Source organism: uncultured Maricaulis sp., assembly GCF_963975345.1.
GTDB lineage: Bacteria > Pseudomonadota > Alphaproteobacteria > Caulobacterales > Maricaulaceae > Maricaulis.
The window spans coordinates 73,950-100,716 of record NZ_CAXBGE010000013.1 but is presented as its reverse complement, the minus strand read 5'-3'; the positions used below and the strand labels follow the sequence as shown (position 1 = coordinate 100,716).

Here is a 26,767-nt window from a genome sequence, read left to right as displayed (position 1 = left end):
GGGGCACAAGCAATTTGCCCGCCCCATTGCCCCGCCCGGGAATTCCCACAGCCCAGCGACGCCGCGGCCTTGCACTTCGCTGACAGACAATGTCAAACTGTGCAGCCGGGGCGCGTTTAGGGGCTTTATGCAATTGAAACCAGTCATCTCTGTCATCGGCTCCGGCCTCTGCCTGTTGCTGTGCGGTTGTGCGACTGCGTCAGGTCCAGACGGTTTTTTCCGCGCGGCCGGCCCGACCGCGATTGCCGGCACCGCGCCGCCCCCTCCGCGGGCTGAGGCGGCCATAATCAATGCAACCACCACGTCTCCGGTCAGCGATCCCGCCCCACCGGCGCTTGAGCCTTGGCGCCGCGATGCGACGGCAGCGGTCGCGTCACCGCCGCGCCATCAGGCGCGTGACACCGGAAATGGTGTCGAACTGGCCTTCGACTCGGCCCCGATTGCCGAAGTCGTCTCGGCCGTGATCGGCGATCTGCTCGGCGAAGCCTTCGTGATCGATCCGTCGGTTTCCGGCTTGGTGAGCCTACGCTCGGCCGGGCTGGTGCCGCGTGCGGACGTGCCGCGAATTCTCGAGCAATCCCTGGCCATGGCGGGCGTCAGCTTGGCGCGCGGCAGCGATGGCACCTATCTGGTTACGCCGGTCGGGCGCGGCAGCGCAGTGCGCGCACGACCGCAGCCAGTCTCCGCCGGCTTGCCTGTGGGACAGGGCATCGTCATCGTGCCGCTGCGCTATATCTCGGCGCATGAAATGGCCGATCTGTTGCGGCCAATGACGCGCGAGAGCGGCGAGGTGATCGCCGACGAGCCGCGCGAAACCCTGATTCTGTCCGGCTCCGCCGAGGATGTTGAAGCCATGCTCGATATGGTCACCCTGTTCGATGCCGACTGGTTGAGCCAGATGTCGATCGCGGTCTATCCGCTTCGCGTCGCCTCGCCCGATGCGATGGTCGGCGAACTCAATGCGGTGATGGGTGGCCAGGACGGCCCGATCGGCAGTCAGCTTGAACTCGTCGCGCTGAACCGGCTCAATGCGGTGATAGCGATTGCCAATCACAGCTACCGCCTCGACCAGGTCGAGGCCTGGATCACACGACTCGATGTGCGTCCGGCCAATGGCCGCCAGATCAGGGTCCGCAATCTGGTCAATAGCGAAGCACCCGCCGTGGCCCAACATCTCACCGATCTGTTCGCGGCGCAGCCCGGCTCGTCCGGCGCGATACCGGTCACCGTGCGCGCCGATGAGAGCATGAACAGCCTGCTGATCGCCGCCGACGAAAACACCCAGCGCGAGATCGAGGCCGTCATTACCCAGCTCGATCACGCACCTGACCAGGTATTGATCGAGGCGATGATTGTCGAAGTCGTGCTGACCGATGATCTTCGCTATGGGGTGCAATGGTATTTCGACACCCGCGATGGCGGCGAGCTGACCTCTACCAGCAATTCGGGTGGCGGCATCTCGGCGCATTTCCCCGGCTTTTCCTACACCTATAGCGCCGACTTTGTTCGCGCTGCGCTGAATGCGATCTCGTCCCTGACCCAGGTCGACACCATCGCGTCGCCGCAAATCGTCGTGCGCAATAATCACTCGGCCATCGTCCAGGTTGGCGACCAGGTGCCGATCGTGACCCAGAGTGCGGTCAGCGTCGCGGATCCCAATGCGCCGATCGTCAATTCAATCCAGTTTCGTGATACCGGCGTAGTGCTGCGGGTGACGGCGCGGATCGATCCAAGCGGATTGATCGTGCTCGATGTCGCCCAGGAAGTCTCGTCGGTCGCCGCGACGACGACATCCGGGATCGACTCGCCCACCATTCAACAGCGCCGCCTGGAATCGACCGTCTCGCTGTATGATGGCGAGGCTGTGGTGCTGGGTGGCCTGATCCGCTCGCAGCAGACGCGTACACGCTCGGGCATTCCCGGCCTGCAGAGATTGCCCGGCCTCGGCAATCTGTTCCGCGACACGTCTGACACGACGCGGCGCACCGAATTGCTGGTGTTTCTGACCCCACACGTCATGCATTCGCGCCAGGACAGTATCGATGTGACCCAGCGTCTGCGCGAGCGGATGGATTATCTGCGCAATTTCGGGTTCCGCGATGACTAGGTCGCAGCGCCAGCGCGCCGATCGCGGCTCCGCCCTGATTACGGCCGTGGCGATGACGGTCGTGCTCGCGACTTTCGCGGTCCTGTCGATCCATCTCGTGCTGGACACGGCGTTTTTCCAGCAGGGCGTGCGCGAGGAAGACCGCCTCGATGCGGCTTTCCAGACAGCGTTTGCGCTAGCTTTGCATGAGGTGGCGTCCCGCTCGGACCCGATACAATATGGCGATGCGACCCGGATCGAGACCGATGCCGGCGCGGTCTCGGTGCGCTGGTTTTCGCCTGACGGCCGTGTCGATCTCAACGCCGCGCCGCCGACGCTTTTGGCGCTCGCACTACAGGCGGCCGGCGCGGATGCTCCGGACCGTCTCGCTTCGGCGATCCTCGATTGGCGCGACGCGGACGATCTCGTCAGCAATCATGGCGCCGAGGCACAGGCTTATCTGCGCGCCGGCCTGCCGCCGCCGGCCAACCGCCCTTTTGCCTCTGAAGACGAGTTGGCCGATATTCTCGGCATGCCGCAGCAGATCCTGCCATGTCTGAAAACCTATGTGACGGTTTCCAGTTGGCGCGAGGCGCCCGATCCGACGCTGGCACCGCCAAGGCTTCGACACTTGATTGCGCCGGGCCAACCCGACGCGACCGCCCCGCCCGTCACGCTCGGCACCGGCGATCTGATCGGGCTCGATATGAGCCTGGACGAGGGGCCGGATCGGGGCGCGGGGGTCTGGGCCTTGGTGCGCCTGACCGGCGATCCGCAGGCGCCGTATCGGCTCCAGGCTTGGGACCGTATCGCTGCGAGCGACCCCATCTGTAACGGCGCGCGCTCATGATCATGCTCGATCAGCTTGAGACCGCCGGTTTGACCTCACATGCTGTCATTCGTGCGCGGGCAGCTCAGGAGGAGACTGGTGAGCCCTTGCCGGTTGTGATCAGCCGCCTTGGCCTCCTGCCTGACGAAACCGTCGTTGAAACGCTGGCCGCAGTCTATGGCCTGAGCCCCGTCGAACCGGGAGAGCTGCCCGGCGCAGCCTTGCCGCTCACGGTCACAGCAGGCTTTCTCAAGCAACACCGTTGCCTGCCCTTGTCGACAGAGGCCGGCGCGCTGATTCTAGCCGTGGTCGATCCAACGGATCACGAGGCTGTCGCGGGCGTGCGCTTCGTTACGGGTCTGGCTGTGAGCTGCCGCGTCATCGGCTTTCATGCCTGGCGGCGGGCATTTGACGATCTCTACGGCGAGGTCGCGAGCGGACAGGATGGTCCAACGCGGGTCGGCAGTGCCCGCTGGACCGATGATGCGGGCGGTATCCGCGATCTATCCCTAGACGCCCCGGCGGTGCGGCTGGCGGAAAGCTTGATGGCCGAGGCGGCCGAAATGCGCGCCTCCGACATTCATATTGAGCGCAAGCCGGAAGGCGGGCGGGTGCGCTTTCGCATCGATGGTCGCTTGCAGGACCGTCAGCGCCTGTCGCCGTCCATGACGGATGGTCTGATCGTGCGTTTGAAAGTGCTCGGCGATCTGGATGTTTCCGATCACCGCCGGGCGCAAGACGGCCGCACGGCCCTCAGCGCCCGCGGTCGTCCGATCGATGCGCGGCTGTCAATCATTCCATCGGCGCACGGTGAGAGCGCGGTGATCCGTCTGCTCGATCGTGCCGATGTCAGGCTGGCCTTTGCCGATCTGGGGTTTCGCACCGAGGAAATCGCCAAGATCAAGGCGGCGACGTCCAAGCCGCAGGGTCTGTTTTTGGTCTCCGGACCGACCGGCGGCGGCAAGACCACGACGCTCTATGCGGCGCTGAACGCCCTGCGGGCAACGGACCGCAAAATGGTGACCGTCGAGGATCCAATCGAATATTATTTCGATGATGTCCACCAGACGCAGCTCGATCTGGCGGCCGATTTAAGTTTTGCCAATGCGCTGCGGGCCTTTTTACGTCATGATCCGGACATCATTCTGGTCGGTGAAATCCGCGACCCTGACACGGCGCGCACGGCCGTTCAGGCGGCCCTTACCGGCCATCTCGTCCTATCGACCATTCACGCCAATGATGCGGCCAGCGTTGCCTTGCGCCTAATTGAAATGGGGGTGGAGCCCTATCTTTTAGCCGCGACGCTGACGGCAACGACCGCGCAGCGTCTGGTACGCCGACTTTGTCCCGCTTGCGCAGCTCCTGACGATGCGCCACACGCCCTGTTGGAGGCCAACGGCTTGGCGATGCTCGCCACGGGTGGTTTTCGCCGCGCTGTGGGCTGTCCTGCTTGTGATGGCGGTTACCGCGGGCGCATGGTTGTCACCGAGACCTTGGTGTTTGAGGGCGAGGTTGCCGCGTTGACACGCGACCAGGCGCCCGCCTCGCGACTGCGCGATTTCATTGCCGAACCATTGCTGGTCGATGGGATTATCAAGGCGTCACGCGGATTGACCAGCGTGGCTGAAGTGCTGTTGCGTCTGGAATCGACATGACGATTTTTCGCTATACGGCACTGGGCCAGGATGGCCGCCGGCAGCACGGCGAAGTCGAGGCGCACAGCGCTGATAAGGCGGCGGAGATGATCGCCGCGCGCCGCTTGGCGCCGATCCGGGTTGAGCCGGCACCGAAGCGCGGCGGTGATCAGTTGAACTATCGCGATGCGGCGCGGCTGGCTGCGGAACTTTCCCGCTTCATCGCATCGGGTATTCCGCTGGAAGAAGGCGCGCGCCTTGCCGCCGAAGCCCAGGATAGCGTGGCGGCCCGGCGGGCGCTTGGGCATGCTGCCAGCCGGCTCAGCGCCGGAGCTGGACCGGGCGAGGCGTTTAATAATTTTGGCGGGGCACCGGGCCAGGCCCTCAGCGCGATCATCCGCGCCGGTGAACGCGCGGGCCGCCTGGCGGATGCGCTGGGCGCGGCGGCACCGCTGTTTTCGGCAACGGCCAAGTTTCGCGAACGCATCGTCTCTTTGCTCATTTACCCCGCCGTCGTTGGATTGACGGCCATCGGTGTGCTGACTGTGTTTCTGCTGGTTGTCATTCCCAGCCTGCGTCCCGTGCTTGAAGACCTCGGCGATGCCATGCCAGCTGGTGCACGCGTTTTGCTCTCCGTGTCGGACGCAGCGCCGTTTGTATTGGCAACGGTTCTTCTGGCGGTCCTTGCCGGAATATTGCTGGTTCAGGTGCCAAGCTTTCGCGAGACGCTGGACCGCTGGCGCGACCGGTTTGTGATGAGCCCGGTTGGCCTGGGGATCGCCGCATCGATTGAGACGGCGCTGTTTGCGCGCATCTTTGCGGCATTGCTCAAAGCGGGAACGCCGGTGGGCGATGCGATCGAGGATGCGAGCGCTGCCGTCTCAAATTCGATTTTGCGTGAAAAGCTATCCTTCGCAGCCGGTGTTGTCCGTCAGGGCGGCGAATTGTCCGGCGCACTGAGCGGCGCGCTCGGGGAGCGAAACCTGATCGTGCAGGCCGGACGGCTGGGAAACCGGGGTGGGGGTTTTGCCGAACTCGTTTCCGATGCAGGCCTGTCGCTATCCGAGCGTGCGGAAATTCGCCTGGAACGCCTTGCAGCGATTGCCGGGCCCATGATCATCATTGTTTTGGGCTCGATGATTGGTCTGTTCGTGATTACGCTGTTTTCCAGTCTGGCGAGCCTGCCCGATGCGGCCGTGCGATGAGTGCGCATCGAACATCGGGATTCACCCTGCTTGAGGCTCTGGTGGCGTTGATGATCTTTGCGCTCGCATCGGTTGGGGTGACAGTTGTTCTTGCAAACGCGTTGTCGCAGCAGGCGATGCTGGATCAGGATGCGTCCGCATGGGCGGTTCTGGTTTATCACTCCGAGCAGGGCGAAACGGCAAGCGGGCGGGCCAAACTCGACGGCGGCGAGGTTGAGGCGAGCTGGCGTGTGCGCCGTGAGCCGCTCTATGATGGTGAGCTGGCGGGGGTTGCAGTCACATGGGTATCGGTTAGCTCGGAGGTGGTCTGGATATGGAAAGGTCGCGAAAATCGCCGTACCCTGGGCCGCGTCGAGATCGCACCGGCGCAGCAGGGTTCACACTCGTAGAAATGCTCGTCGCGCTCGCTCTTTTTGCCCTGATGGCGGGTCTGGCCACGCAGACTTTGTTTGGCACCATGCAGGGGTATCGCCATATTCGTGCCGCGGCCCAGGATCGCGGCGCGCTTGTGGCGGCCAACAACATCTTGCGTCAGGTCATGATGCAATCGCGCTCTGATGCGCTGGTGATTGGTGAGCCGGACCGTGAGGATAATCGCGGCGATTTCCCGACCCGGCTCTGGTTGGACATCGATGTGCAATCTCACGAAGAGCGTCTTCAATGGCGCGTGCGCGGCGGCCCTGATCGCAGCATGCTGCTTGCGGGACATGGGTATCGTCTCGAAGTGCGGCAGGCGCGAGACGGTCGGCAAATGGTTGTGTTGACCCAGGTGCAGTTGGACGATGATCGCATTCGGGCGTCATCGCGCGCGCCCGCGTCACTGGTCCGCAATTGCCGATATGATCGCGCAAGCCGGCATTGTCTGGCAGGAGGCCTTTAGTGTCAGCATTGTGGAATTATGCGGCCAAGACTATCGATACCGTTTTGGATGCGGTGGATGATGCCGCACTATGGTTACCGCCAGCTTTGCGAGATCGGCTTCAGCCCAGCTATCACACGCTGACGGCTGGCGATGTGTTCGTCGCGCGCTTCCCGGTGTGCACCGATGAACCGGCCGAGGCCGCCCGTGTGTTTGCGTTTCAAGCTGATCGACTGGCACCAGCACCCATAGACACCTTGTCCTGGGCTGTCGCCCGCATTGATCAGAGCTACTGGGCCGCGGCGATGACCGCCAGTGATGCGCTGCAGGCGATTATCACTGATGGACAGGGCAAATCCGCTCCGACGGGCGGGTTTTTGTACATTGCGCCGACCGGGGAGCGTTTTGTTTTTCGCACGCAGGCGGACCGGCACCAGCGCCGCGTGCGCTTTGCCGCCCGCGCAGCGGCGCTCGCGCTACTGGCGGCGGGTATGATGGCGCTTGCAACCGTCATGAGCGCGCGGGCGCAGGAGGTTTATTCTGACGCTCGTGGTTTTCACCAGGCGCGTCTGGCTGACCTGCGGCAGCTTTCTGAAGCGGTGGCGCGCCGCGAGCGTCTGGCCGATCTGGGTGAGTTTGATGTGGCAGATACCATCGTCTTGATCGACGCTGTTTCCACGTCTGTCTCATCGGCGATGCAGGTCGAGGCGTTCCAACTCGACGGGCGCCAACTTCAATTGACCTGGCAGGCCTCACCTGCCGTGAGGACACCGACCGGCGAAATGACCGCTTTGCTCGATGCGATAGCGGTGCCTGGCAGTGTTTCAATTGAACGCGCCGCGCTCTCAGAAGGGCTCGACCAGGTTATGCTGTCCGCCAGCTTGTTGGGGGCGGGCCAGTGAATTTCCAGACCGTCAAACGCGCTTCGATTTGGGTAGCGCTCGGCCTGCTGGTGATCGTCTTGACCATGTCGATCGCAGGCAATGTTTGGCGCGCCGCGAATGCCTATCGCGAGGCCGCGATTCTCGGCTCAGAGACGGCTTTGTTGAGTTCGCGCCAGCAGGTATTGCAGGTCCGCGCGCGGTCGCTGTCCGATTTCGCCTGGACCCAGCCCGTCCTCGCCGCCAACCTTGCCGTGGCAAGGGAGCAATTGGACGCGGCGATCCGCACCAGTTTCGCTACCGGCGAGCTGCTGCACCTCAATGTTATGACAGTTCGCGACGGTGTTCTTGAAGCCCGGGTCGATTGGCGTGGCAGCGAACATCAATTGCGCGCCGCGTTGGAAAATCTTGCCGAGACACAGCCGCGATTGGCGGTGGCAGATCTGACTCTTCGCGCTTTCGATCAAGCAGGCGAGGGGGATGTGGCAGTTTCGGCCATTCTCGGACAGGCATGGGAGCCCACGCTATGATGTGGAATCGCCTTTTTGCGAGCGCAGGTGTGTTGCTTTTGCTGACATCCGTCGTGCTGGGCCAGTTACCGCACGGGCACGAGACAGCGGACCCGTTGACGGAAAATTTGCGTGTTGGGGATGCATCTGAACGACCAGCGGCGCGCTTCACCCATGCTTTATTGTTCCAACAGGCGCCGTCCCCAATCGAGATCGCGCCGACCCTGGATACGCCCGTTGTCGATGAGTTTGATCAAGACCTGCGGCTTGCCGGCATTGGGGTCGATGAAAACGGACCGATATGCTGGATTGCGACCGGTGAGGCAGAAGCTGTGGCCCTACGGGTTGGAGATCGATTTCTCGCCTATGAGGTTGTCGAGATCGGTGACGGCGAGGTGCAGCTTCGCGCGCCTGGCCGGACCGAAGCGTTGCGTCTGTTTTCGGGGCATTAGGGCAAAAAAGGCGCCAGGTGGTTCACCAACTCCCGCCTAGCTATCTTGATCGGGAAGCGTCGTTGTCACGATCAGATCCGCATCCTCACCCGTTCCACCCTCTTCGCCATCGCGGCCGAGGCTTCGCAGGGTGAAATGGTCTGACGCGCGGGTTTGATAAATATAGGCGTTACCCCATGGATCGTCGGGCACGCCGCCTCGGCGCAAATAGGGACCGGACCAGCCTGTGATGCCAGCTGGCGCCGTGTCCAAAGCACTCAATCCGATATCCTGAGTCGGATATCGACCTGTGTCGATGAGGTAGAGTTCAAGCGCACCGGCGAGGTTTTCCATCTGAATCTCAGCGGATTGGCTTCGCGCACCGCCCAGGCGCCCGATGATATTGGGAGCAAGGATCGCCATGAGCAATGCTATGATCACCAGCACGACGAGCATCTCTGTGAGCGTGAAGCCGCGCTCATCGTTGATGGAGCAGCCGGCCGGTCGCGTCGCCTCAGCTTTCTTGTTGTCCATGTTTGCTCCCGCGCTTCAGCGTCATCACCGCATAGAGGTTGTGCCGCCCGTATCTACGATGCAAGCTGAATTGGTGGCAGAGTTGGGATCGGCGCAGACTTGTTGCAGCATCGTCGACTGAGTGATGCGATTGCGCGCTGGCTTTGTCCGTATTTGAGCCACCTTGATCCAATTTGGCTTGTTGCCGTCCGGGTCGCGGAAATAGTCGGCTGGAAGCCGCCATCGCCGCCCGAACGTATATCCTGTTGCCTCGCCATTGGTCATGCGCATTGAAATGGGTGCCTGTCACCATTTATCGCCCATCACCATTTATTCGCAATCGAGATCTCAGGCCCCCGAGAGCGGGTCCATATCGCGGTCTCGATCACCTACGTGCGCATGAACCGTTGGTGGTATTTGCCGCTCTATCCGCCGGCAACGCAATCGCTGAAAGTGCCCAAAAGGGGGGAGCCCAAAAAGGGGGAGATGGTCAGCGCCGGCCCACGCAAGGCGCAGGCCGACGAACCGGGAACTCGCAGACGACGGGAATTACATGCAGAACACGTTCAGCTTATTGCCGTCCGGATCGCGGAAATAGCCGGCGTAGAAGCCGCCATCGCCGCGTGGGCCGGCGGGGCCTTCGTCTTGGGCGCCGAGCGAGATGGCGAGGGCGTAGACCTTGTCGACCTGGGCCGGGTTTTCGGCCTGGAAGGCGGGCATGACGCCATTACCGACGGTGGCGGGATTGCCGTCGAACGGTTTGGTCAGGCCGATGCCGGCACCACCACCGGGCTTGCCCCAGGCGATGAAAGTGTCGAAATCCATCATCCGGCCAACGCCGAATTCGGCGCAAATTTTGTCGTAGAACGCGGCAGCGCGCTGCAAGTCATTGGTTCCTAAAGTGACATAGCCCAGCATTGTGGTTCTCCCTCAGAGATGTTGATGTTCTTTTTATGTTCCAATCTCGCCAAGCTAGCGCCGAACGCGGCCAAGGCAAGTCCTTTTGCGGTGTATTGCACGGAATCGTGATCGCGGCGGCGCGGCACAATATATGTGGATCAATCTGACGCCGAAGGTTCGGTCGCGGCGAATCGGATGTAGAGTGTGCGATCAACAGGCGCAGTGGAGATCGCAATGGCCGATGCAGCCGTACTGGAGCCCGGTGTCGAAACCGGAAGCGCGGCCGCGACCGGCTCGGCGGCGGAAGCGGCCTATCTCGATCTGCTGCGCGATATTCTCGAACACGGCACGCAGCAGGATGATCGCACCGGTGTCGGCACGCGCTCGGTGTTTGGCCGGCAATTGCGCTGTGATCTCTCCGAAGGCTTTCCGCTGCTGACGACCAAGAAGGTGCATTTCAAATCGATCGCGATTGAATTGCTCTGGTTCCTGCGCGGCGAGACCAATGTGCGCTGGTTGCAGGAGCGCGGCGTCAAGATCTGGGATGAATGGGCTGATGCCGATGGCGAGCTTGGTCCGGTCTATGGCAAGCAGTGGCGGCGCTGGGCCGGGCCCGATGGCACCGAAATCGACCAGCTCTCCAACCTGCTCGAGCAGATCCGTACCAATCCCGCCTCGCGGCGCCTGATCGTCTCGGGCTGGAACCCGGTCGATGTGCCCTCAATGGCGCTGCCGCCCTGCCACACGCTGTATCAATTCAATGTCGCCGACGGGAAGCTGAGCTGCCAGCTCTATCAGCGCTCGGCCGACATGTTCCTTGGCGTGCCGTTCAACATCGCCTCCTACGCCCTATTGACGACGATGGTGGCCAAGGTGTGCGGGCTGGAGCCGGGCGAATACATCCACACCTTCGGCGACGCCCACATCTATTCCAACCATATGGACCAGGTCGCCGAACAGCTCTCGCGCACGCCGCGCGCCCTGCCACGCCTGCGGCTCAATCCCGATGCCACTGACCTGTTCGGCTTCGAGTATGAGGACATCATGCTCGAAGATTATGATCCGCACCCCGGCATCAAGGCACCGGTGGCGGTATGAGCGAGACCCGCTCTTTGGGGCTCGGCGAATTGGGAGCCCGCATCGCCCAGGTCTCCGATATCTATGCCAAGCATTATGACATCGACCGCTCGGGCGACTGGTATCTGCTCAAATTGCAGGAAGAGCTCGGCGAACTGACCCAAGCCTATCTCACCACAACAGGCCGCAGCCGCAAGCCGGCCGATGATGGTGCGCGTGAGCATCTGGCGCGCGAAATGGCCGATGTGCTCGGCATGTTGCTGCTCATGGCGCGCGATGAGGGCATCGATCTCGATGACGCGGTGCAGGATAAATGGCTCAGCTGGCTTGAGCGCGAGGAGGGGGCGTGAGCGAACCAGCGATCTGTCTCATCGTGGCGCGGGGCCGCAATGGCGTTATCGGGCGTGAGGGCGACATGCCCTGGCGGCTGAGCTCCGACCTCAAACAGTTCAAGGCGCTGACCACGGGCAAGCCGATCATCATGGGCCGCAAGACCTGGGACAGCCTGCCGCGACGGCCCTTGCCGGGGCGGTTGAACATTGTGGTGACGCGCCAGGCCGATTTTATCGCCGAGGGCGGGCAAGTGGCGGGCGATCTCGAGACGGCATTCGATTTCGCGACCGCACAGGCGCGAATCGATTCGGTCGATGAGGTGTTCGTGATTGGTGGGGGCCAGATCTATGCGGCCGCATTGGCGCGGGCGGATCGGCTCTATCTGACTGAAGTTGAGGCCGATCCGGCAGGTGATGCTGTCTTCCCGGCGCTGGCCGCCGGGCATTGGTCGGAGGTCTCCCGCCGTGTGTGCGAGGCCGGGCCGGGCGATGATCACGCCTTCGTCTGCCGGGTGCTGGAACGCGTCTGAGCCCGGGTCAACGGGATTGGCAGTCTGCATGTCCCCCCCGATTAACCTTGAACCTTTGCCCGCGAACGGCCATCTATGGCGACACTGTATCGAGAGGAATGAAGCATCCATGCCCTGGAACGATAATACCGGCGGTAGCGGCGGCGGCGGAGGCCCATGGGGCTCTGGCGGCGGCAATAACGGAAACGGTCAAAATCCCTGGGGCCGCAAGCCCGAGGGTGGTGGCGGTGGTGGCCAAGAGCCGCCTGACCTGGACGAAGTTGTGCGCCAATTGCAGCGCAGCTTCCGCGGCATGTTTGGCGGCGGCGGCAAAGCCGGCGGCAAGGATGGCGGCAAGGGCGGCGGGTTTTTCGGCGTCGGTCTGGTGCTGCTCATTCTTGTCGGCGTTTGGTTTATGCTTCCGGGTAGTGGCTGGTATCAGGTCGGACCAAACCAGAATGGCGTTGTGTTGCGCTTCGGCGAGTACAGCCGCACGACCTCGCCAGGTCTGCATGTCAAATTCCCGACCCCGATCGAGACCGTCTTCCTGCCCGAGGTGACCACGACCAATACCCTGACCATCGGCACCGGCCCCGAGGGCCAGATGCTGACGCGCGATCAGAATATTGTCGATATCGACTTTGCCGTGCAGTGGCGCGTCAATATCGGTTATCCCGACGGCGTGCGCGACTATCTGTTCAATGTGAGAAATCCGGAGAACACGGTTCGCGCCGTGGCCGAGAGCGCCATGCGCGAAGTGATCGGCACCTCGGACCTGCAATACATCATCACCGAGGGCCGTGGCGAAGTTTCGCGCCGGACCAAGGAATTGCTGCAGGCGACGCTGACGGAATATGCCGCCGGTATCGAAATTCTCGAGGTCAATCTGCAGACGGCGCAGCCGCCAGCCAGCGTGATCGACGCCTTCCGTGATGTGGATGTCGCCGAGCAGGATGCCGAGCGTTTGCGTCTGGAAGCCACCTCCTATTCCAACCGGGTGATTCCGGAAGCGCGTGGTGATTCGGCTCGTCTGACCCAGGCGGCCCAAGGTTATCGCGACTCGGTGATCGCCGAAGCGCAAGGCCAGGCTGACCGCTTCCTGTCGATCTATGAGGAATATGTGCAAGCGCCCGAAGTCACGCGTCACCGCATGTATCTGGAGACCATGGAAGGCGTATTGCGCGATTCCGATCTGACCATTCTCGATAGTCAGTCCGGCGCTGTGCCTTATCTTCCGCTTGACCAGCTTGGTCAGAACCGCACTCGCAGTCAGGGGACCAACCAATGATCCGCACCCTCGGAATAATCCTCCTGTTCGGCTTCGTTTTTGTCGGACTGCAAAGTGTGTACACGGTCAATGAGCTGCAGCAGGCGTTGATCCTGCGCGTCGGTCAGCCGATTGATGCCGTCAATGAAGTCGGTGACGAAGACCCGGGCCTGCATTTCAAGCTCCCCTTCGTCATGGATGTGCTGATGTTCGACAAGCGCAATCTGGAATTTGACATGAGCCCGGAAGAAATCCAGGCATCGGATCAGGTTCGTCTCGTCGTCGATGCCTTCCTGCGCTATCGCATCGTCAATCCGCTTCGCTTCTATCAGACCGTCGGCGATGAACGTGGTGCGCAATCGCGCCTGCGCTCGATCATGGATGACTCACTTCGCGGCGTGATCGCCTCGATCCCGTCCCAGGAAGTGGTCTCCGGCCAGCGCGCCGAATTGATGGACCGGGTCCAGACAGCGGTTGAATCGCAAGTGGCGCGGCAGGATCTCGGAATCGAAGTGATCGATGTCCGCATCCTTCGCGCCGATCTGCCACAGCAGATCGCCGAACGGGTCTTCCAGCGCATGCGTTCGGAGCGTGAACAACGCGCCGCACAAATCCGCGCTGTTGGTGCCCAGGAAGCCCAGGAAATCCAGGCCGATGCCGATCGTCAGGGCCTGATTATCCGGGCCCAGGCGCGCGCAGATTCGGAACGGATCAAGGGTGAGGGCGATGCCCAGCGCAACGCCATCTACGCGGCAGCCTATGGCCGTGACCCTGAATTCTTCGCCTTCTATCGCTCGATGATCGCCTATCAGGAAGCGATCGGCGAAGGTACGCCAATCATCGTGGCGCCAGACTCGGAGTTCTTCGACTATTTCCGGAGCGAGACGGGTCGTAACTAATTGTGTTGACGACGCTGCTTGTCGGACTGGGCGTCGCGCTGGCGCTTGAGGGGGCCGCCTATGCCTTGGCACCCGACGCGATGAAGCGGTTTCTGATCCAGATTATGGATATGCCGGGCGACCAGCTGCGCATTGCGGGGCTGGTCGCTTTGGTATCCGGGGTTGCGCTTGTCGCCTTTTTGCGGCTCTAGCGGGCGCATGACGGCTCGGTCATGGCGATGACAAACGCGTCACAGCGGTTGCAGCACCGCCCCGCAAGGCGCTATCACTCTATGCGTCAAGACTGGTTTTGCTTTTTCGGATCGGCTGAGTTCATGCGTCGCCTGTTTGCCCTCGTATTCCTGTTTGTCCTGCCTTCGGTCGCTCTGGCGCAGCCGGGCTCGAGCGGATTTGCCGATCTGGCCGAAGGGCTCTCGCCCGCGGTGGTCAATATCGCGGCGGCGCAGCGGCTCGACGCCGGCGACGGCCTGCCGGAATTTCCCGAAGGCTCGCCGCTGGAACGCTTCAACGATATTTTCGGAGATGCGCCGCGGATCGCCAATTCACTCGGCTCGGGCTTCATCATTGATGCGACCGGTCTGGTCGTCACCAATAATCACGTCATCGACGGGGCCGACGAGGTCGAGGTTTCCCTGCCCGACGGCCGTGTCTTCCCGGCCGAGATTATCGGCATCGACACGCTGACCGATCTGGCTGTCCTGCGCATGACCGGCGTCCATGAGAGCCTGCCGCACGTCAATTTCGGCGATAGCGATGTCGCAAGGGTCGGTGATTGGGTGATCGCGATCGGTAATCCCTTCGGCCTCGGCGGCACATTGACCGCCGGTGTTGTCTCGGCGCGTGGGCGTGAGGCGGGCGGGCGTTACGACGATTACATCCAGACCGATGTGGCCATCAATACCGGCAATTCCGGTGGACCTTTGTTCAACATGGATGGCGATGTCATCGGTGTGAACACGCTGATCCTGTCGCCAACCGGCGCCAGCGTCGGGATTTCCCTGTCGATTCCATCCAATATCGCGACGCGTGTCGTGGCACAGCTGATCGAGTTCGGCGAGACCCGCCGTGGCTGGCTTGGTGTCAGCGTTCAACCCGTGACCCCGGAGCTGGCGGAGAGCTTCGAGCTCGATTCGCCCTATGGCGCGATCATCTCCCGCGTTGAGCCGGGCGGCCCGGCGGCAGCGGCTGATTTGCGCACGGGCGATCTGGTGGTCAGCTTCAATGGCCGGCGCGTCCGCGATAGCCGCAGTTTTCCGCGCCTGGTTGCCGAGACCGAAATCGGCGCCAGCGCCTCGATCGGCATTATCCGCGAGGACCGGCCGATGACACTGCGCGTCACCGTCGGCGAACTGGCGGAAGCCGCGACGGCAGCGGCTCCGGCTGGCGCAAATGCGACGGTCATCACACCCAATCAGGGGCCGACCAATGCGGTTCGCGGCATGACGCTTGCCGTGCTGGACACCGCCTCGCGCCGGCGCTTCCGGGTGAATCCCGACGCCACCGGCGTTCTGGTCACCGAAGTTGCGGCCAATAGCGATGCCTCGGGCAAGGTGCGCCCGGGCGATGTGATCGAGGAAGTCGAGTTTACCCGGGTCGAAACCATTGAGGATATCCGCCGTATCGTGGCCGGTATCCCGACGGGTCCGGTTCGCTTCCAGCTCAATCGCGGCGGCCAATACGTGCTGCAATCCATCCGGCCGTGACGCGCTGCCTGCTGATTGCCGGGCCAACGGCGGCAGGCAAGACCGCGCTCGCCCTGGCTGCGGCCGAGGCGCTGGACGGCGAGATCATCAATGCCGATTCGATGCAGATCTATGCCGGTCTGCCACTGATCACGGCGCAGCCCGGCGAAGACGATTTCGCACGCGTGCCGCATCATTTTTTCGGCACAGTCGACCCCAGTGAGCGCTGGTCGGTCGGGCATTGGGCCGAGGCGGCGCTGGGCCTGATCGCCGATATTCGCGCGCGTGGCCACACGCCGGTGCTGGTTGGCGGAACCGGCCTCTATTTTCTCGCTTTGACCAAAGGGCTGGCGCCGGTGCCGGAGATCGATCCGCAATCGCGTCAACGCGTCGCCGCGCTGCTCGCGGCCTCCGGGCCGGACGGTCTGCGCGAAGTGGCCGAGCGGCTCGATCCGGTCGCAGCGGCGCGCGTTAAACCGGCCGATCTTCAACGCCTGAGCCGGATCGTTGAAGTGGGCTATGCGACGGGCGAAGCGCTGACCACTTTCCAAGCCGAGACACGCCCATTGCTGGGTGAGGCCGAATGGCACGGCATTGCCATCGAACCGGACCGCCAGGCGCTGTATGACCGGATCAACCAGCGGTTTGAATTGATGCTCGAGGCTGGCGCTCTGGATGAAGTGCGAGTCTTTGCCGGGCGCGGGCTGGACCCGCTGCTGCCGGCCAGCAAGGCGCTGGGCGTGCCGCCGCTGATGGCGCATTTGCGCGGCGAACTCAGCCTGGATGACGCCACCTCACTGGCGCAGCGGGATTCGCGGCGCTACGCCAAGCGGCAACTGACCTGGTTGCGCAACCAGAATCCGGACTGGTCGCGCATTCACGCGCTCGATGCCAATGTGGCGCGTCACGAGTTGGCGGCGATCCTGGAGGGTTGAGGTGGCGGCCTCCTGATGCGTCAGAATCGATCCACCCGAAGATATCCCCCGAACCGATCACGTGGCCTTGTCTCGCCAGACGCCGCCCCGAAGCGTATGCATTGCCAGTGTCGCTTTGGGGCCCGGTGGGCCTTCGTGCTTGGGAGGGCATGATGGGGATGGCATTGAAATTGGGACTGGCAGCCACCGGCGCCGCACTGATGCTGTCGGCTTGCACGCCAAGCAATGGGACAACCAGCGGGCCCGGCCGCGAAGCTGCGGTCGAGCAGATCATGCAGGCCGATCGCGATTTTGCCGCCATGGCGGCAGAGCACGGCGTGCAGGACGCGTTTGGCACCTATATGGACACGGTTGAGGGCCGGATGGTCCGCGCCAGCGGCGAACCGGTTCGCGGCGAGGCGGCAATCCGCGCTGCCTTCGATAATTTCCCCGACGGGCTGTTGCTGCACTGGTACCCGGTCGAGGGCTTTGCTTCCGAGGCGGGTGATTTTGGCGTCACTTGGGGTGAGTGGTCGCTGCATGGCGACGGCAATCCCGATTCCATTGCGGGCGGTCGCGGTCGCTATGTCACGGTCTGGCACCGCAATGCTGCGGGCGAATGGCGCGGCGTGCTGGACTTGGGCAATGAGGATGCGTCCTATCAACCGACACCAGCCGAGGATGATTCTGCCAATGCCGACGGAGACAACTGAGCCGCTCTACACGCGCGACATTGATCTCGGTCCCGTGACGGGCCGGCGCATCGCGATTATCGGCTATGGCAATCATGGGCGCTCGCACGCGCTTTGCCTGCGCGATAGCGGTGTGAGTGAGATCCGGATCGCGCTGCGTGTTGGCTCCGCGTCGCGCGCCAAGGCCGAGGCGGACGGGTTTCAGGTTGTCAGCGTGGCTGAGGCCGCCGGCTGGGCCGATGCGATATCCCTCCTCGCGGCCGATGAGGCACATCGCCAGATCTGGACCGCAGAAATCCTGCCACATCGCAAACAGGGCCAGGCGTTGATCGTCTGCCACGGCTTTTCGGTGCATTACGGGCTGATCGACGCGCCTGCCGATGCCGACATCATCCTGGCAGCGGCCAAGGGGCCGGGCGGGGCGGTGCGTGAGGAGTTTCTCAAGGGTGGGGGGCTGATCGGTTTCTGGGCGGTGCAACAGGATGCCAGCGGCGAGGCGCGCGCCGTGGCACTGGCCTATCTCGCCGCGATTGGTTCGGGCAATGTCGGTATCTTCCCGACCTCATTTCGCGAGGAAACCGTCTCGGACCTGTTCGGCGAACAGGTCGTGCTGGTCGGTGGCATGGTGGCGCTGGCGAAGGCGAGCTTCACCCGTCTGACGGCTGCCGGGGTCAGTCCACGCATGGCTTATATCGATTGCGTCCACGAGCTGAAATATCTCGCCGACCTGATCCAACAACGCGGCATTGCCGGCATGTATGCGGCAATTTCCGATACGGCTGAATTTGGCGCACGGCAGATTGAGGACGCCATCGCCGGCCCCGAATTGCTCAAAGTGTTCGACGGCGCGATGGAGGATATCGAGTCCGGCCGTTTCGCGCGCAAATGGGTCGAGCGCTATGAATCGGGCGAGGGGCTCGAGGCTGAACGGGCTGAAGATCGCGCTTTGCCGATCGAGGCCGCCGGTGCTGAATTGCGGTCGCGTTTGGGCCGTGCCACGAAATAGCCCATAAAGCTGTTCATCTCTGTCGGTCACAGGGATCCATTATCAATTCTGGGGACACAAATGGCATTCAATCCGGTCAAGGAGCGCCGCTACGGCGAACCAAAAGAAGTCGTGGCACGCGTATTCGAGGAAGTTGGGGGCATCCCGGAAGTGATGAGCCTGCTCGATCTCAGCCGGACGCGCGTTTATGCCCTCGCTGACCCTGATTCCAGCAATGAAATCTCGTATGCCCGTATCGCGCGGTTGACAGAATCCGGCGCGACGGCGGCAGCTCAGCATCTCGCGGCGCTGGCCGGCGGCTTGTTCGTACCGGTCGACAAGGCTGCCGACGCCAATTGGCTGTCGCTGGCCGGCGATGCCAGCCGGGGCAATGCGCGCAATATCGCGGCCCTGATGGATTCCCTGGGCGAGACCGAGCGCTCGCCTGGCGTGGTTGATCAGCAGGAGGCGCGCGAAATTCTCAAACTCCTGGACGAACAGCTGAGCATTCTGGCGCTGCAGCGCGCCAAGCTGACGGCGATCGCCGCCGGCGAAAAGTTGGACGAACCAGGTCAGGGTGACGGATGATCTGCGTTGCAGGCGCGTGGATCCGCGTTTAGTTAGCTCGGCTATTGCCATTGGGTGCCGGAGAGAATGAACGCTCTGATTCAATTCATGTTGCGCCTCGATGCGCGGGCCGCGCGCGCCATCGGCGTGTCGATTGCCCTGTTTGTGGTGGTCGCGGCTGTGTTCGTGATCGGGCGTTTCGTGCTCGATATCGGTCCGAGCGCTATCGGCGACTGGTTCGATTCCGCCGCGAGCCGCTGGTATGCGCTGCCGCTAACCATCGTCGTCTTTATTGCCCTGTCATTTCTCGGCGTGCCGCAATTTGGGCTGATGGCGGCAGCGATCGTCGCATTCGGACCCCAGACCGGCTTTATCTACGCTTGGATCGCCACCATGGCGGCCGCGACGGTCAATTATTATCTCGGACGCTGGTTTGGCGCTGGATTGCTCGACCGCTTCGGAGGCGATTGGGCCAACCGGATATCCGACTTCATCGGCCGTAACGGGCTGTTGGCGAGCATGATTGTGCGCTGGGTGCCGTCCGGGCCCTTCATCGTCGTCAATATGGGCTTTGGCGTCGCGCGCACGCCCTATTGGGCTTTCGGTCTCGGCACCTTGCTGGGCACAGCACCGAAACTGCTGGTCGTGGCCCTGGCTGGCCAGAGCATTCGCGCGATGATGAGCGAGGGGCAATTGCTGACGGGCCTCGTGCTGGCGGTTGCCCTGGCGGGCTGGATCGGCATGATGCTGGTGGCCCGACGCTGGTTGCGGCGCAATCGTCCGGTTGATGGGGTGGCTCCACCGGCGAAAGATGATGGAGAGCCCCAGTGAATCGACTTGGATAGTATGCGTTTGCACTAGCGCGCCCCTTGCAATATGGCGCGGAGCATCGCACAACAAAAAAAGCTTTCCCGCGGCATTGCCGCCACACCCCTCGAAATCAGCGCGCTCTATGTTCAACTATCTTTTCGGCTTACTTTCTGCAGATATCGCCATCGATCTTGGCACCGCCAACACGCTCGTCTACGTCAAGGGACGCGGCGTGGTGCTCAATGAGCCGTCCGTGGTCGCCTACAAGATCGAGAAAGGACGCAAATACGTCCAGGCGGTCGGGGCGGAAGCCAAGTTGATGCTGGGCAAGACGCCCGGCAATGTCGAGGCCATCCGGCCGATGCGCGATGGTGTCATCGCCGACTTCGAAGTCGCCGAGGAAATGATCAAGCACTTCATCCAGAAAGTGCACAACCGCCGCGCCATGGTCAGCCCGCAGGTCGTGATCTGCGTGCCCTCGGGCGCCACCGCCGTCGAACGTCGCGCGATCCATGAATCTGCCCTCGGTGCCGGTGCCCGCAAAGTCTATCTGATCGATGAGCCGATGGCCGCCGCTGTCGGTGCCGGCCTGCCGATTGACGAGCCGACCGGCTCGATGATTGTCGATATCGGTGGCGGCACGACGGAAGTCGCCGTGATGTCCCTGTCGGGTATTGTCTATTCGCGCTCAGTGCGCGTTGGCGGCGACAAGATGGACGAAGCCATCATCAATTACATCCGCCGCTCGGCAAACCTTCTGATCGGCGAAACCAGCGCTGAGCGGATCAAGAAGGAAATCGGCTCGGCCATGCCGCCGATCAAGGGCGAAGGCCTGACGTTGGATATCAAGGGCCGCGACCTGATGAATGGCGTGCCACGCGAGATTTCCATCACCGAGGCGATGATTGCCGATGCGCTCTCCGAGCCGGTCGAGCAGATCGTCGAAGCGGTCAAGCAGGCACTGGAAGCGACCCCGCCGGAGCTGGCAGCCGATATCGTCGACAAGGGCATTGTCCTCACGGGCGGCGGCGCACTGCTGCGCAATCTCGACACCGAGCTTCGTGAACGCACCGGCCTGCCGGTCTGTCTCGCCGATGACCCATTGTCTTGCGTCGTGCTGGGCTGTGGCAAGGCGGTTGAAGATCTTAAGCTTTGGCGCCCCATTCTGTCTGAAGCGGTCTAATCTGCCGGTGCATGCAGGGGCAGGAGTGAGTCGTGGCTTCTCGTCGTTCAGGACGGCATGAAGGTGAGGGTGGGGTTCGGTTTTCACGGACACTATTTATCGCCCTGCTTGTCCTTTCAGGCGCCCTGATCGCGTTTGATCGTCCAGATTCGCGCTCGATCGCCCTGTCCGACTTCCGGTCCGGCTTCACCGATATCGCTGCACCCGTTCTGGAACTCGCCGCGCAACCGGTCCGCTGGCTCAAGAATATTGGCCCCTATTTCCGGCAGCAGGGCGAGCTGGCCGAAGAGAATGCGAGCCTGCGACAGCAATTGATCGAGGCCCGCTATTGGGAAGACCTGGCCTATCGCCAGCGCGACCGCATCGAAGTTTACGAAGCCGCGCTCGATATCGACACGCCCGCGACCCGCGACCGGATTGGCGCCTGGACCGTCGCTGACCCTGAGGGCCCCTTCGTGCGCGCGCGCCTGATCGGCCGGGGCCGCGATGCGGGAATCGATGACGGCTATCCAGTGATCAATCTTTACGGGCTCGTCGGACGCGTGTTTGAGACCGGCCGCCGTTCGGCGCGCATTCTGCTTCTGACCGACCTCAACAGCCGGATCCCGGTGATGGCCGACCGCTCCAATGCGCGCGCCATTCTGATCGGCGATAATTCAGCCTTTCCGCGTTTGGAATATGTCGGCCGCGACGCCGATATCCAGCCCGGCGACCGCATTGTCAGTTCGGGCGATGATGGCATCCTGCCGCGCGGCCTGCCGGTTGGCGAAGCAGTGGAAGCGCGTGATGGCACATGGCGCGTCCAGCTCTACTCCGACCAGGCGCCGGTCGATTTTGTCTGGGTCTGGCCCTACCAACGCGTTGAGGTGCCGGTCGATGAGCCGGACGTGCCGGAGGCCGAACAGGCCATCCCGGTTGACGCTACCGCCGCCGAACCGACACCGGCAGGGGGTGATCAATGAGAAAACCAAGCGAGCGTAAAACCTCCCATTGGGCTGCTGCCGCGTGTGCGCTGTCGGTGTTCGCGGCACTGGTGGTGCAAGCAGCGCCGACACAATTGATCGACGGCGTCAATATCATGCCAACCTGGACTCTGATCGCCATCTTCCTGTGGGCTGGCTTGCGGCCGCATTTCATGCCGCCCATCATCGTTTTCGCGATCGGGCTTTGCCAGGACCTGCTGACCGGCGCGCCGATGGGCGTGTGGGCGCTGTCCTACCTGGTGGCCATCGCGGCCTTCCGTTTCCGCGGTGAAGACGGCATGCCGCGCGATCTGCCCCCAATTCTGGCGCGATTTGCCGGCACGTTGTTGCTGGCCCATGCCATTGCCTATCTGATGGGCAGCTGGTCATTGGACGAGTGGGCCGATCTGCGCCCCTTGATCATTGAGGCGACAGCGACAATGCTGATGTTCCCTCTGATCGCTTACCTTTCGCTGCGGGGGCGCCGCAGCAGCCGAACCGGCTTTATCGGGGGATGATCGCGAGACACGATGCGCGCTGATCGCCAGGAACAGGATATCAAGTTCACCCGCCGGACCTTGCTGATGGCCGGTGGCGGAGCGCTGGCCTTTACCGGGCTGAGCGCACGGCTGTATTCGCTGCAGGTGCTGGAGGGTGAGCGCTATCGGCTGCTCTCCGAGGACAACCAGTTCAATTTCCGTCTGGTTCCGCCCTCGCGTGGCCGCATCCTTGACCGTTTCGGGGCTCTGCTGGCAGAAAATCGCGACAGTTTTCGCGTCCTGATCGTGCCGGAAGAAGCCGGTGATGTCGCGGCGGCGCTGGACCGGCTCTCGAAGTTCATGCCGTTGAGCGATTATGAGCGCGAGCGCGTTTTGCGCGCGGCCAGAACCGGCCAGAGATTTAACGCCATCACGGTTGCGGAAGATCTCGACTGGCAGACTTTTTCAGCGATTAATCTGAACGCGCCCGAGCTGGCTGGCATGGCGCCGGATGTCGGCGAAGTGCGTGCCTATCCCTATGCGGCGGCGTTCGCGCATGTCGTGGGCTATGTGCAATCGCCCAATGATGACGATCTCGCCGGCGAGACGCGCGAAGTCGAGCGGCTATTGCGCCATCCCGGTTTCCGGGTTGGCAAGACTGGCGTCGAGATCGCTCGCGAGCGGGATTTACGCGGTGCGGCGGGAGCCCTGAAGATCGAGGTCAATGCGGTCGGCCGGGTCATCCGGGAATTGCCGGAACAATCCGTGGCGCCGCAGCAGGGGCAGGATGTCGTCATGACGCTGGATGCCGATATCCAGCAATACGCCTATGAACGTCTGGGCCAGGACAGCGCGTCGGCGGTGGTGATCGACGTCAATAGTGGTGAGTTGATCGCACTGGTCTCGGCACCGAGCTTCGACCCCAATCTATTCGTCGGCGGAATTTCCAGCCGGGACTTCGCCGGCCTGCGCGAAAATGATCACCGGCCGCTATTCCAGAAGTCGATCCAGGGCACCTATCCGCCGGGCTCGACCTTCAAAGCGGTTTCGGCGGCAGCGGCGATCGAACACAATGTCTTCCGGCCGAACGAGACCGTGCATTGCACCGGCTCGGTACGCTTGGGTAATCGCGAATTCCATTGCTGGCGCCGGCAGGGCCATGGCACGGTCAACTTGCGGACGGCGCTGAAAACGTCCTGCGATATCTTCTTTTATGAAACTGCGCAGCGGCTCGGGATCGAGCGATTGCACGCGATGGGGCAGCGCTTTGGCATTGGCCAGCAATTCGATATCGGCATCGCCGGCGTAGCCCGTGGCATCATGCCAGATCCGGCTTGGAAGCGGGCGCAACGCAATGAGGGGTGGTCGACCGGCGATACCTTCAATACCGGGATTGGCCAGGGCGCGATGCTGACCTCGCCGCTGCAAGTGGCGGTGATGACAGCGCGGGTGGCCTCCGGGCGGGCGGTTGAACCGACCCTGTATCGCAATGCGATGGCGCCACCGGCTCCGCATATGGGCTTGCGCGATGATGCTTTCGTGCGCGTGCGCGACGCTTTGCGCGCCGCCGCGCAAGAGCCCGGCGGTACGTCTTATTCACTCGGTGGTCTTGGAATTGATGGCATCGAAATGGCCGGCAAGACCGGCACCGCACAGGTCTATTCCATCACCACTGCGGAGCGCGATTCCGGGGTTCGCAGTCAGCTCGACCTGCCTTGGCGGTTGCGCGACCACGGATTGTTCATGTGTTACGCACCGGCCGATGCACCGAAATACGCTGTCGTCGTTGTGGTCGAGCATGGCGGCGGTTCCAGCGCCGCGACGCGGCCGGCCCGCGATATCCTGCGCCGCGTTGTGGCGCGTGATCCGTCGAGCAGACCCGGCGTATTTGCCGATCTTGGACCGGGCGTGCGGAGAGGTATCTGATGGCTGTTTTCCGGGAAAGCGTCCCACGCGACCTGCCGGGCAAGATGATGGAGCTCAACTGGACCCTGGTCCTGCTCCTGGTCCTGCTGGGCGCGGCCGGCGTTGGGATGTTGTATTCTGTCGGCGGCGGGTCCTGGGAGCCTTGGGCGGCGCGCCATGCGATGCGGTTTGCAGTCGGCTTTGTTGCCATGCTGGTGATCGCGATGTTTCCGCCGCGCTTCTGGATGGGCGTTGCCTATCCGATCTATGTCGTGGCGTTGATCCTGTTGATCGGTTCGGAATTGTTTGGCGCGACCGTCAATGGTTCGCAACGCTGGCTGGACCTCGGGCCGATCCGGCTGCAACCCTCCGAGCTCATGAAAATCGCACTGGTTTTTGCGCTGGCGCGTTTCTATCACGACCTGCCGACCGAACGCGTCTCGCGTCTGGGGGGGCTGCTGATTCCCGCCGCGCTGATCGGTATTCCGGCGCTGCTCATCCTGAAACAGCCTGATCTGGGCACGACCCTGTTGCTGGTGGCGACTGGCGGCGCGGTGGTGTTTCTGGCCGGGCTGAGCTGGAAGGTGATCGTGCCGGCCATTATGGCCTGCGTCATCGCTGGCGGCGCCTTCTTCAGCTATGGCCTCGCGGATTATCAGCGCGAGCGCATCATGACGATGTTCAGCCCGGATTCCGATCCGCTGGGAGCCGGTTACCAGATCCTGCAGTCGAAAATTGCCCTTGGCTCCGGTGGCTTCACCGGCAAGGGCTTCATGGAGGGGACCCAGTCTCAGCTCGATTATCTGCCGGAAAAGCAGACCGATTTCATTTTCACCATCCTCGGTGAGGAATTCGGTTTTGTCGGCGGCCTGGTGATCCTGACCGTGTACGCTTTGATTCTGGCCAATACCGTGGCCATTGCGACGAGTTGCAAATCGACGTTCTTGCGGCTGACGACGATGGGGGTTGCGACGACGTTCGGCCTGTATGTGATCATCAATGTCGGCATGGTGATGGGGACCTTGCCTGTGGTCGGGGTGCCCTTGCCGATGATATCCTATGGCGGCACGGTGATGATGGCGGTTTTGGCGGGCTTCGGCCTGATCCTCGGCGCCCATATTCACCGCAATGCCGAGCCTCCGCGCGGAGTTGGCCTGTTCGGCTGATCGTCCCTGCACCGGACTGACATGCCGGACTGCCCGACCGACCTGTTGTGCTTGACCCCGCTCTGGGGTTGGGGAAGGGTATGCACCAGTAAATAATTGTTCAGGCGCGCAGATCGCCGGACTTGAGGGGAGAGTTTCATGGCAGCAGCGCTCGCGAGCACGCACGCCCATTGGTCATCGCGTTTTGCATTCATCATGGCGGCGGTCGGCTCGGCCGTGGGCCTTGGCAATCTCTGGCGTTTCCCGTTCATGACGGGCCAGAATGGTGGCTCGGCCTTCGTGTTGATCTATATCGGCTGTGTGCTGCTGTTTGCTCTGCCCGTTCTGATGGCCGAGCTGGCGATTGGTCGCCATGCCCAGCAATCAGCGATTACCTCGACCCGCAAAATGGCGATCGAAGCCGGCAAATCCGGCAAGTGGTCGGTTGTCGGCTGGGTCTGTACGGCGGCCGGTTTCCTGGTCCTGACGACCTATAGCGTCATCGCGGGTCAGGTGATGGCCTTCTCGCTTGCCGGTTTCGCCGGTGGATTTGCCCAGCCTGATGGCGCCACGATGTTTTACCAGACCGATGGCATCAAGATGTTCTGGCACTTCGCATTCATGGTGCTCACCGTCCTGATCGTGTCGCGTGGCCTGAAGGGCGGCATTGAACGTGTCGCCACGATCCTGATGCCACTCTTCTTCGTCGTGCTGATCGGTCTGACCGTTTATTCGATGATGAATGGCGCCGCCGGACAGGCAATCAGCTATCTGTTTGCACCTGATTTCACCGCCGTAACCGGGCAAACCTTCATTGCCGCGCTCGGTCAGGCCTTCTTCTCCGTCAGCGTCGCCTCGGCGATCATGATCACCTACGGCTCCTATCTGCCGCGGGATTCAAACATTGGCTCTTCGGCCGTCCTGATTGTCTCGGCCGATACAATGGTGGCGCTGATCGCCGGCCTGATGATCTTCCCGATCGTTTTCATGGTCGGGATGGACCCAGCTGCGGGGCTTGGTCTGATTTTCACAGCGCTTCCGCAGGTTTTCTCCACCATGCCTGCCGGCAATCTCATCGGCGGTGCTTTCTTCGCCCTGGCCTTCATTGCTGCGCTGACCTCGTCGATCTCCCTGCTGGAGGCAACCGTCGCTTTCGTCGAGGAAAATGCGAGCTTCGGACGCTCGATGACGGCTTGGCTGTTGGGCACTTTTGCCTTCCTGATTGGCGCGGGCGCGGTTTATTCGGAGGCCTTCGCCGGCGGTTTCATCGACGTGCTCTCCGGCCAGATCCTGCTTCCGCTTGGTGGTTTCCTGGTCGCGGTTTTCGCTGGCTGGGTGATCCCGAAATCACTGATGCGCAGCGAATTGCACCAGGCTTCGCCGGGGCTGTTTGCCTTCTTCCACTTCGCGGTGCGCTATTTCGTACCGCTGGCGATCGGGAGCATCCTGGTGGTCGGTCTGGATGACCGCTTCAATGACGGCCGGATTGGCGCTTTGGTCGGCCTCGGCTGA

The 26,767-nt window shown here is 62.5% G+C and carries 29 protein-coding genes; 27 read left to right on the top strand and 2 right to left on the bottom strand.

What is annotated here, in order from left to right; all coding sequences use genetic code 11:
• The first annotated feature begins 127 nt into the window (after positions 1 to 127).
• From gspD to AAC029_RS14040, 9 genes are read left to right on the top strand one after another with little or no spacing between them, the layout of a single operon-like run.
• Complete coding sequence (gene gspD / locus AAC029_RS14080) at positions 128 to 2,107, top strand: type II secretion system secretin GspD (RefSeq protein WP_339749004.1); 1,980 nt, start codon at positions 128 to 130, stop codon at positions 2,105 to 2,107.
• Positions 2,100 to 2,936, top strand: a complete 837-nt coding sequence (locus tag AAC029_RS14075; protein WP_339749002.1) for a hypothetical protein — start codon at positions 2,100 to 2,102, stop codon at positions 2,934 to 2,936. The genes gspD and AAC029_RS14075 overlap by 8 nt, the downstream gene beginning before the upstream one ends.
• Entirely contained in the window at positions 2,933 to 4,570 is a 1,638-nt protein-coding gene (locus AAC029_RS14070) for a GspE/PulE family protein (protein ID WP_339749000.1), read from the top strand. The genes AAC029_RS14075 and AAC029_RS14070 overlap by 4 nt, the downstream gene beginning before the upstream one ends.
• Entirely contained in the window at positions 4,567 to 5,754 is a 1,188-nt protein-coding gene (locus AAC029_RS14065) for a type II secretion system F family protein (RefSeq protein WP_339748998.1), read from the top strand. Before AAC029_RS14070 ends, AAC029_RS14065 begins: the two co-directional genes overlap by 4 nt.
• A complete protein-coding gene (locus AAC029_RS14060) occupies positions 5,751 to 6,143 on the top strand; it encodes a prepilin-type N-terminal cleavage/methylation domain-containing protein (RefSeq protein ID WP_339748996.1) in 393 nt (130 codons plus the stop codon). Before AAC029_RS14065 ends, AAC029_RS14060 begins: the two co-directional genes overlap by 4 nt.
• A 2-nt stretch (positions 6,144 to 6,145) precedes the next feature.
• The gene (locus AAC029_RS14055) at positions 6,146 to 6,634 is read left to right on the top strand and encodes a hypothetical protein (protein ID WP_339748994.1); all 489 of its coding nucleotides are present in this window, start codon (positions 6,146 to 6,148) and stop codon (positions 6,632 to 6,634) included.
• Positions 6,634 to 7,515, top strand: a complete 882-nt coding sequence (locus AAC029_RS14050) for a hypothetical protein (protein ID WP_339748991.1) — start codon at positions 6,634 to 6,636, stop codon at positions 7,513 to 7,515. Before AAC029_RS14055 ends, AAC029_RS14050 begins: the two co-directional genes overlap by 1 nt.
• On the top strand, positions 7,512 to 8,024 hold the full coding sequence (locus AAC029_RS14045; protein ID WP_339748989.1) for a hypothetical protein: 513 nt from the start codon (positions 7,512 to 7,514) through the stop codon (positions 8,022 to 8,024). Before AAC029_RS14050 ends, AAC029_RS14045 begins: the two co-directional genes overlap by 4 nt.
• Positions 8,021 to 8,455, top strand: a complete 435-nt coding sequence (locus tag AAC029_RS14040) for a hypothetical protein (RefSeq protein ID WP_339748987.1) — start codon at positions 8,021 to 8,023, stop codon at positions 8,453 to 8,455. Before AAC029_RS14045 ends, AAC029_RS14040 begins: the two co-directional genes overlap by 4 nt.
• Positions 8,456 to 8,491: 36 nt before the next feature.
• On the opposite strand, the gene gspG is transcribed toward AAC029_RS14040, so the two are convergent.
• Positions 8,492 to 8,968, bottom strand: coding sequence for a type II secretion system major pseudopilin GspG (gspG, locus tag AAC029_RS14035; RefSeq protein ID WP_339748984.1), 477 nt, complete (start codon positions 8,966 to 8,968; stop codon positions 8,492 to 8,494).
• A 528-nt stretch (positions 8,969 to 9,496) separates the two neighbouring features.
• A complete protein-coding gene (locus AAC029_RS14030) occupies positions 9,497 to 9,865 on the bottom strand; it encodes a VOC family protein (RefSeq protein WP_339748982.1) in 369 nt (122 codons plus the stop codon).
• Between the two features lie 216 nt (positions 9,866 to 10,081).
• Between AAC029_RS14030 and AAC029_RS14025 the strand changes: the two genes are divergently transcribed.
• The 18 genes from AAC029_RS14025 (at position 10,082) to AAC029_RS13940 (ending at position 26,767) form a co-directional block, all read left to right on the top strand.
• On the top strand, positions 10,082 to 10,945 hold the full coding sequence (locus tag AAC029_RS14025) for a thymidylate synthase (protein ID WP_339748975.1): 864 nt from the start codon (positions 10,082 to 10,084) through the stop codon (positions 10,943 to 10,945).
• A complete protein-coding gene (locus AAC029_RS14020) occupies positions 10,942 to 11,274 on the top strand; it encodes a MazG nucleotide pyrophosphohydrolase domain-containing protein (protein WP_339748972.1) in 333 nt (110 codons plus the stop codon). Before AAC029_RS14025 ends, AAC029_RS14020 begins: the two co-directional genes overlap by 4 nt.
• On the top strand, positions 11,271 to 11,786 hold the full coding sequence (locus tag AAC029_RS14015) for a dihydrofolate reductase (RefSeq protein WP_339748969.1): 516 nt from the start codon (positions 11,271 to 11,273) through the stop codon (positions 11,784 to 11,786). The genes AAC029_RS14020 and AAC029_RS14015 overlap by 4 nt, the downstream gene beginning before the upstream one ends.
• A gap of 109 nt (positions 11,787 to 11,895) precedes the next feature.
• Entirely contained in the window at positions 11,896 to 13,053 is a 1,158-nt protein-coding gene (gene hflK, locus AAC029_RS14010) for an FtsH protease activity modulator HflK (RefSeq protein WP_339748966.1), read from the top strand.
• Entirely contained in the window at positions 13,050 to 13,931 is an 882-nt protein-coding gene (locus AAC029_RS14005) for a protease modulator HflC (RefSeq protein ID WP_339748961.1), read from the top strand. Before hflK ends, AAC029_RS14005 begins: the two co-directional genes overlap by 4 nt.
• A gap of 2 nt (positions 13,932 to 13,933) precedes the next feature.
• Entirely contained in the window at positions 13,934 to 14,122 is a 189-nt protein-coding gene (locus AAC029_RS14000; RefSeq protein WP_339748958.1) for a DUF2065 domain-containing protein, read from the top strand.
• A gap of 123 nt (positions 14,123 to 14,245) precedes the next feature.
• Entirely contained in the window at positions 14,246 to 15,634 is a 1,389-nt protein-coding gene (locus tag AAC029_RS13995) for a Do family serine endopeptidase (protein WP_339748956.1), read from the top strand.
• Complete coding sequence (miaA, locus tag AAC029_RS13990) at positions 15,631 to 16,548, top strand: tRNA (adenosine(37)-N6)-dimethylallyltransferase MiaA (protein WP_339748954.1); 918 nt, start codon at positions 15,631 to 15,633, stop codon at positions 16,546 to 16,548. The genes AAC029_RS13995 and miaA overlap by 4 nt, the downstream gene beginning before the upstream one ends.
• A gap of 158 nt (positions 16,549 to 16,706) precedes the next feature.
• Complete coding sequence (locus AAC029_RS13985) at positions 16,707 to 17,240, top strand: DUF4440 domain-containing protein (RefSeq protein ID WP_339748951.1); 534 nt, start codon at positions 16,707 to 16,709, stop codon at positions 17,238 to 17,240.
• The gene (gene ilvC / locus AAC029_RS13980; protein WP_339748949.1) at positions 17,221 to 18,225 is read left to right on the top strand and encodes a ketol-acid reductoisomerase; all 1,005 of its coding nucleotides are present in this window, start codon (positions 17,221 to 17,223) and stop codon (positions 18,223 to 18,225) included. The genes AAC029_RS13985 and ilvC overlap by 20 nt, the downstream gene beginning before the upstream one ends.
• A 60-nt stretch (positions 18,226 to 18,285) precedes the next feature.
• On the top strand, positions 18,286 to 18,792 hold the full coding sequence (locus AAC029_RS13975; RefSeq protein WP_339748947.1) for a hypothetical protein: 507 nt from the start codon (positions 18,286 to 18,288) through the stop codon (positions 18,790 to 18,792).
• 66 nt (positions 18,793 to 18,858) lie between these two features.
• The gene (locus AAC029_RS13970) at positions 18,859 to 19,602 is read left to right on the top strand and encodes a VTT domain-containing protein (RefSeq protein WP_339748945.1); all 744 of its coding nucleotides are present in this window, start codon (positions 18,859 to 18,861) and stop codon (positions 19,600 to 19,602) included.
• Between the two features lie 121 nt (positions 19,603 to 19,723).
• A complete protein-coding gene (locus AAC029_RS13965; RefSeq protein WP_339748941.1) occupies positions 19,724 to 20,764 on the top strand; it encodes a rod shape-determining protein in 1,041 nt (346 codons plus the stop codon).
• A 32-nt stretch (positions 20,765 to 20,796) separates the two neighbouring features.
• Positions 20,797 to 21,726 carry a rod shape-determining protein MreC gene (mreC, locus tag AAC029_RS13960; RefSeq protein WP_339748937.1) on the top strand — a complete coding sequence of 310 codons (930 nt, stop codon included), beginning with the start codon at positions 20,797 to 20,799 and terminating at the stop codon, positions 21,724 to 21,726.
• Complete coding sequence (gene mreD / locus AAC029_RS13955; RefSeq protein WP_339748935.1) at positions 21,723 to 22,244, top strand: rod shape-determining protein MreD; 522 nt, start codon at positions 21,723 to 21,725, stop codon at positions 22,242 to 22,244. Before mreC ends, mreD begins: the two co-directional genes overlap by 4 nt.
• 12 nt (positions 22,245 to 22,256) lie before the next feature.
• Positions 22,257 to 24,131 carry a penicillin-binding protein 2 gene (gene mrdA, locus AAC029_RS13950; protein WP_339748932.1) on the top strand — a complete coding sequence of 625 codons (1,875 nt, stop codon included), beginning with the start codon at positions 22,257 to 22,259 and terminating at the stop codon, positions 24,129 to 24,131.
• Positions 24,131 to 25,276 (top strand): rod shape-determining protein RodA, encoded by a 1,146-nt coding sequence (rodA, locus tag AAC029_RS13945; protein ID WP_339748930.1) that lies wholly within the window; start codon positions 24,131 to 24,133, stop codon positions 25,274 to 25,276. The genes mrdA and rodA overlap by 1 nt, the downstream gene beginning before the upstream one ends.
• 138 nt (positions 25,277 to 25,414) lie before the next feature.
• Complete coding sequence (locus tag AAC029_RS13940; RefSeq protein WP_339748927.1) at positions 25,415 to 26,767, top strand: sodium-dependent transporter; 1,353 nt, start codon at positions 25,415 to 25,417, stop codon at positions 26,765 to 26,767.

What these genes read in the sequence shown, in the direction of transcription:
- AAC029_RS13970 (WP_339748945.1), top strand. Translation starts at nt 18,859, where the DNA reads ATGAACGCTCTGATTCAATTCATGTTGCGCCTCGATGCGCGGGCCGCG.
- AAC029_RS14040 (WP_339748987.1), top strand. Translation starts at nt 8,021, where the DNA reads ATGATGTGGAATCGCCTTTTTGCGAGCGCAGGTGTGTTGCTTTTGCTG.
- rodA (WP_339748930.1), top strand. Translation starts at nt 24,131, where the DNA reads ATGGCTGTTTTCCGGGAAAGCGTCCCACGCGACCTGCCGGGCAAGATG.
- AAC029_RS14030 (WP_339748982.1), bottom strand. Translation starts at nt 9,865, where the DNA reads ATGCTGGGCTATGTCACTTTAGGAACCAATGACTTGCAGCGCGCTGCC.
- AAC029_RS13985 (WP_339748951.1), top strand. Translation starts at nt 16,707, where the DNA reads ATGGCATTGAAATTGGGACTGGCAGCCACCGGCGCCGCACTGATGCTG.
- AAC029_RS14020 (WP_339748972.1), top strand. Translation starts at nt 10,942, where the DNA reads ATGAGCGAGACCCGCTCTTTGGGGCTCGGCGAATTGGGAGCCCGCATC.
- gspD (WP_339749004.1), top strand. Translation starts at nt 128, where the DNA reads ATGCAATTGAAACCAGTCATCTCTGTCATCGGCTCCGGCCTCTGCCTG.
- AAC029_RS14065 (WP_339748998.1), top strand. Translation starts at nt 4,567, where the DNA reads ATGACGATTTTTCGCTATACGGCACTGGGCCAGGATGGCCGCCGGCAG.
- AAC029_RS14060 (WP_339748996.1), top strand. Translation starts at nt 5,751, where the DNA reads ATGAGTGCGCATCGAACATCGGGATTCACCCTGCTTGAGGCTCTGGTG.
- AAC029_RS13975 (WP_339748947.1), top strand. Translation starts at nt 18,286, where the DNA reads ATGGCATTCAATCCGGTCAAGGAGCGCCGCTACGGCGAACCAAAAGAA.
- AAC029_RS13995 (WP_339748956.1), top strand. Translation starts at nt 14,246, where the DNA reads ATGCGTCGCCTGTTTGCCCTCGTATTCCTGTTTGTCCTGCCTTCGGTC.
- AAC029_RS13940 (WP_339748927.1), top strand. Translation starts at nt 25,415, where the DNA reads ATGGCAGCAGCGCTCGCGAGCACGCACGCCCATTGGTCATCGCGTTTT.
- AAC029_RS14005 (WP_339748961.1), top strand. Translation starts at nt 13,050, where the DNA reads ATGATCCGCACCCTCGGAATAATCCTCCTGTTCGGCTTCGTTTTTGTC.
- mrdA (WP_339748932.1), top strand. Translation starts at nt 22,257, where the DNA reads ATGCGCGCTGATCGCCAGGAACAGGATATCAAGTTCACCCGCCGGACC.
- mreD (WP_339748935.1), top strand. Translation starts at nt 21,723, where the DNA reads ATGAGAAAACCAAGCGAGCGTAAAACCTCCCATTGGGCTGCTGCCGCG.
- gspG (WP_339748984.1), bottom strand. Translation starts at nt 8,968, where the DNA reads ATGGACAACAAGAAAGCTGAGGCGACGCGACCGGCCGGCTGCTCCATC.
- AAC029_RS14075 (WP_339749002.1), top strand. Translation starts at nt 2,100, where the DNA reads ATGACTAGGTCGCAGCGCCAGCGCGCCGATCGCGGCTCCGCCCTGATT.
- hflK (WP_339748966.1), top strand. Translation starts at nt 11,896, where the DNA reads ATGCCCTGGAACGATAATACCGGCGGTAGCGGCGGCGGCGGAGGCCCA.
- AAC029_RS13965 (WP_339748941.1), top strand. Translation starts at nt 19,724, where the DNA reads ATGTTCAACTATCTTTTCGGCTTACTTTCTGCAGATATCGCCATCGAT.
- ilvC (WP_339748949.1), top strand. Translation starts at nt 17,221, where the DNA reads ATGCCGACGGAGACAACTGAGCCGCTCTACACGCGCGACATTGATCTC.
- AAC029_RS14025 (WP_339748975.1), top strand. Translation starts at nt 10,082, where the DNA reads ATGGCCGATGCAGCCGTACTGGAGCCCGGTGTCGAAACCGGAAGCGCG.
- AAC029_RS14055 (WP_339748994.1), top strand. Translation starts at nt 6,146, where the DNA reads ATGCTCGTCGCGCTCGCTCTTTTTGCCCTGATGGCGGGTCTGGCCACG.
- AAC029_RS14070 (WP_339749000.1), top strand. Translation starts at nt 2,933, where the DNA reads ATGATCATGCTCGATCAGCTTGAGACCGCCGGTTTGACCTCACATGCT.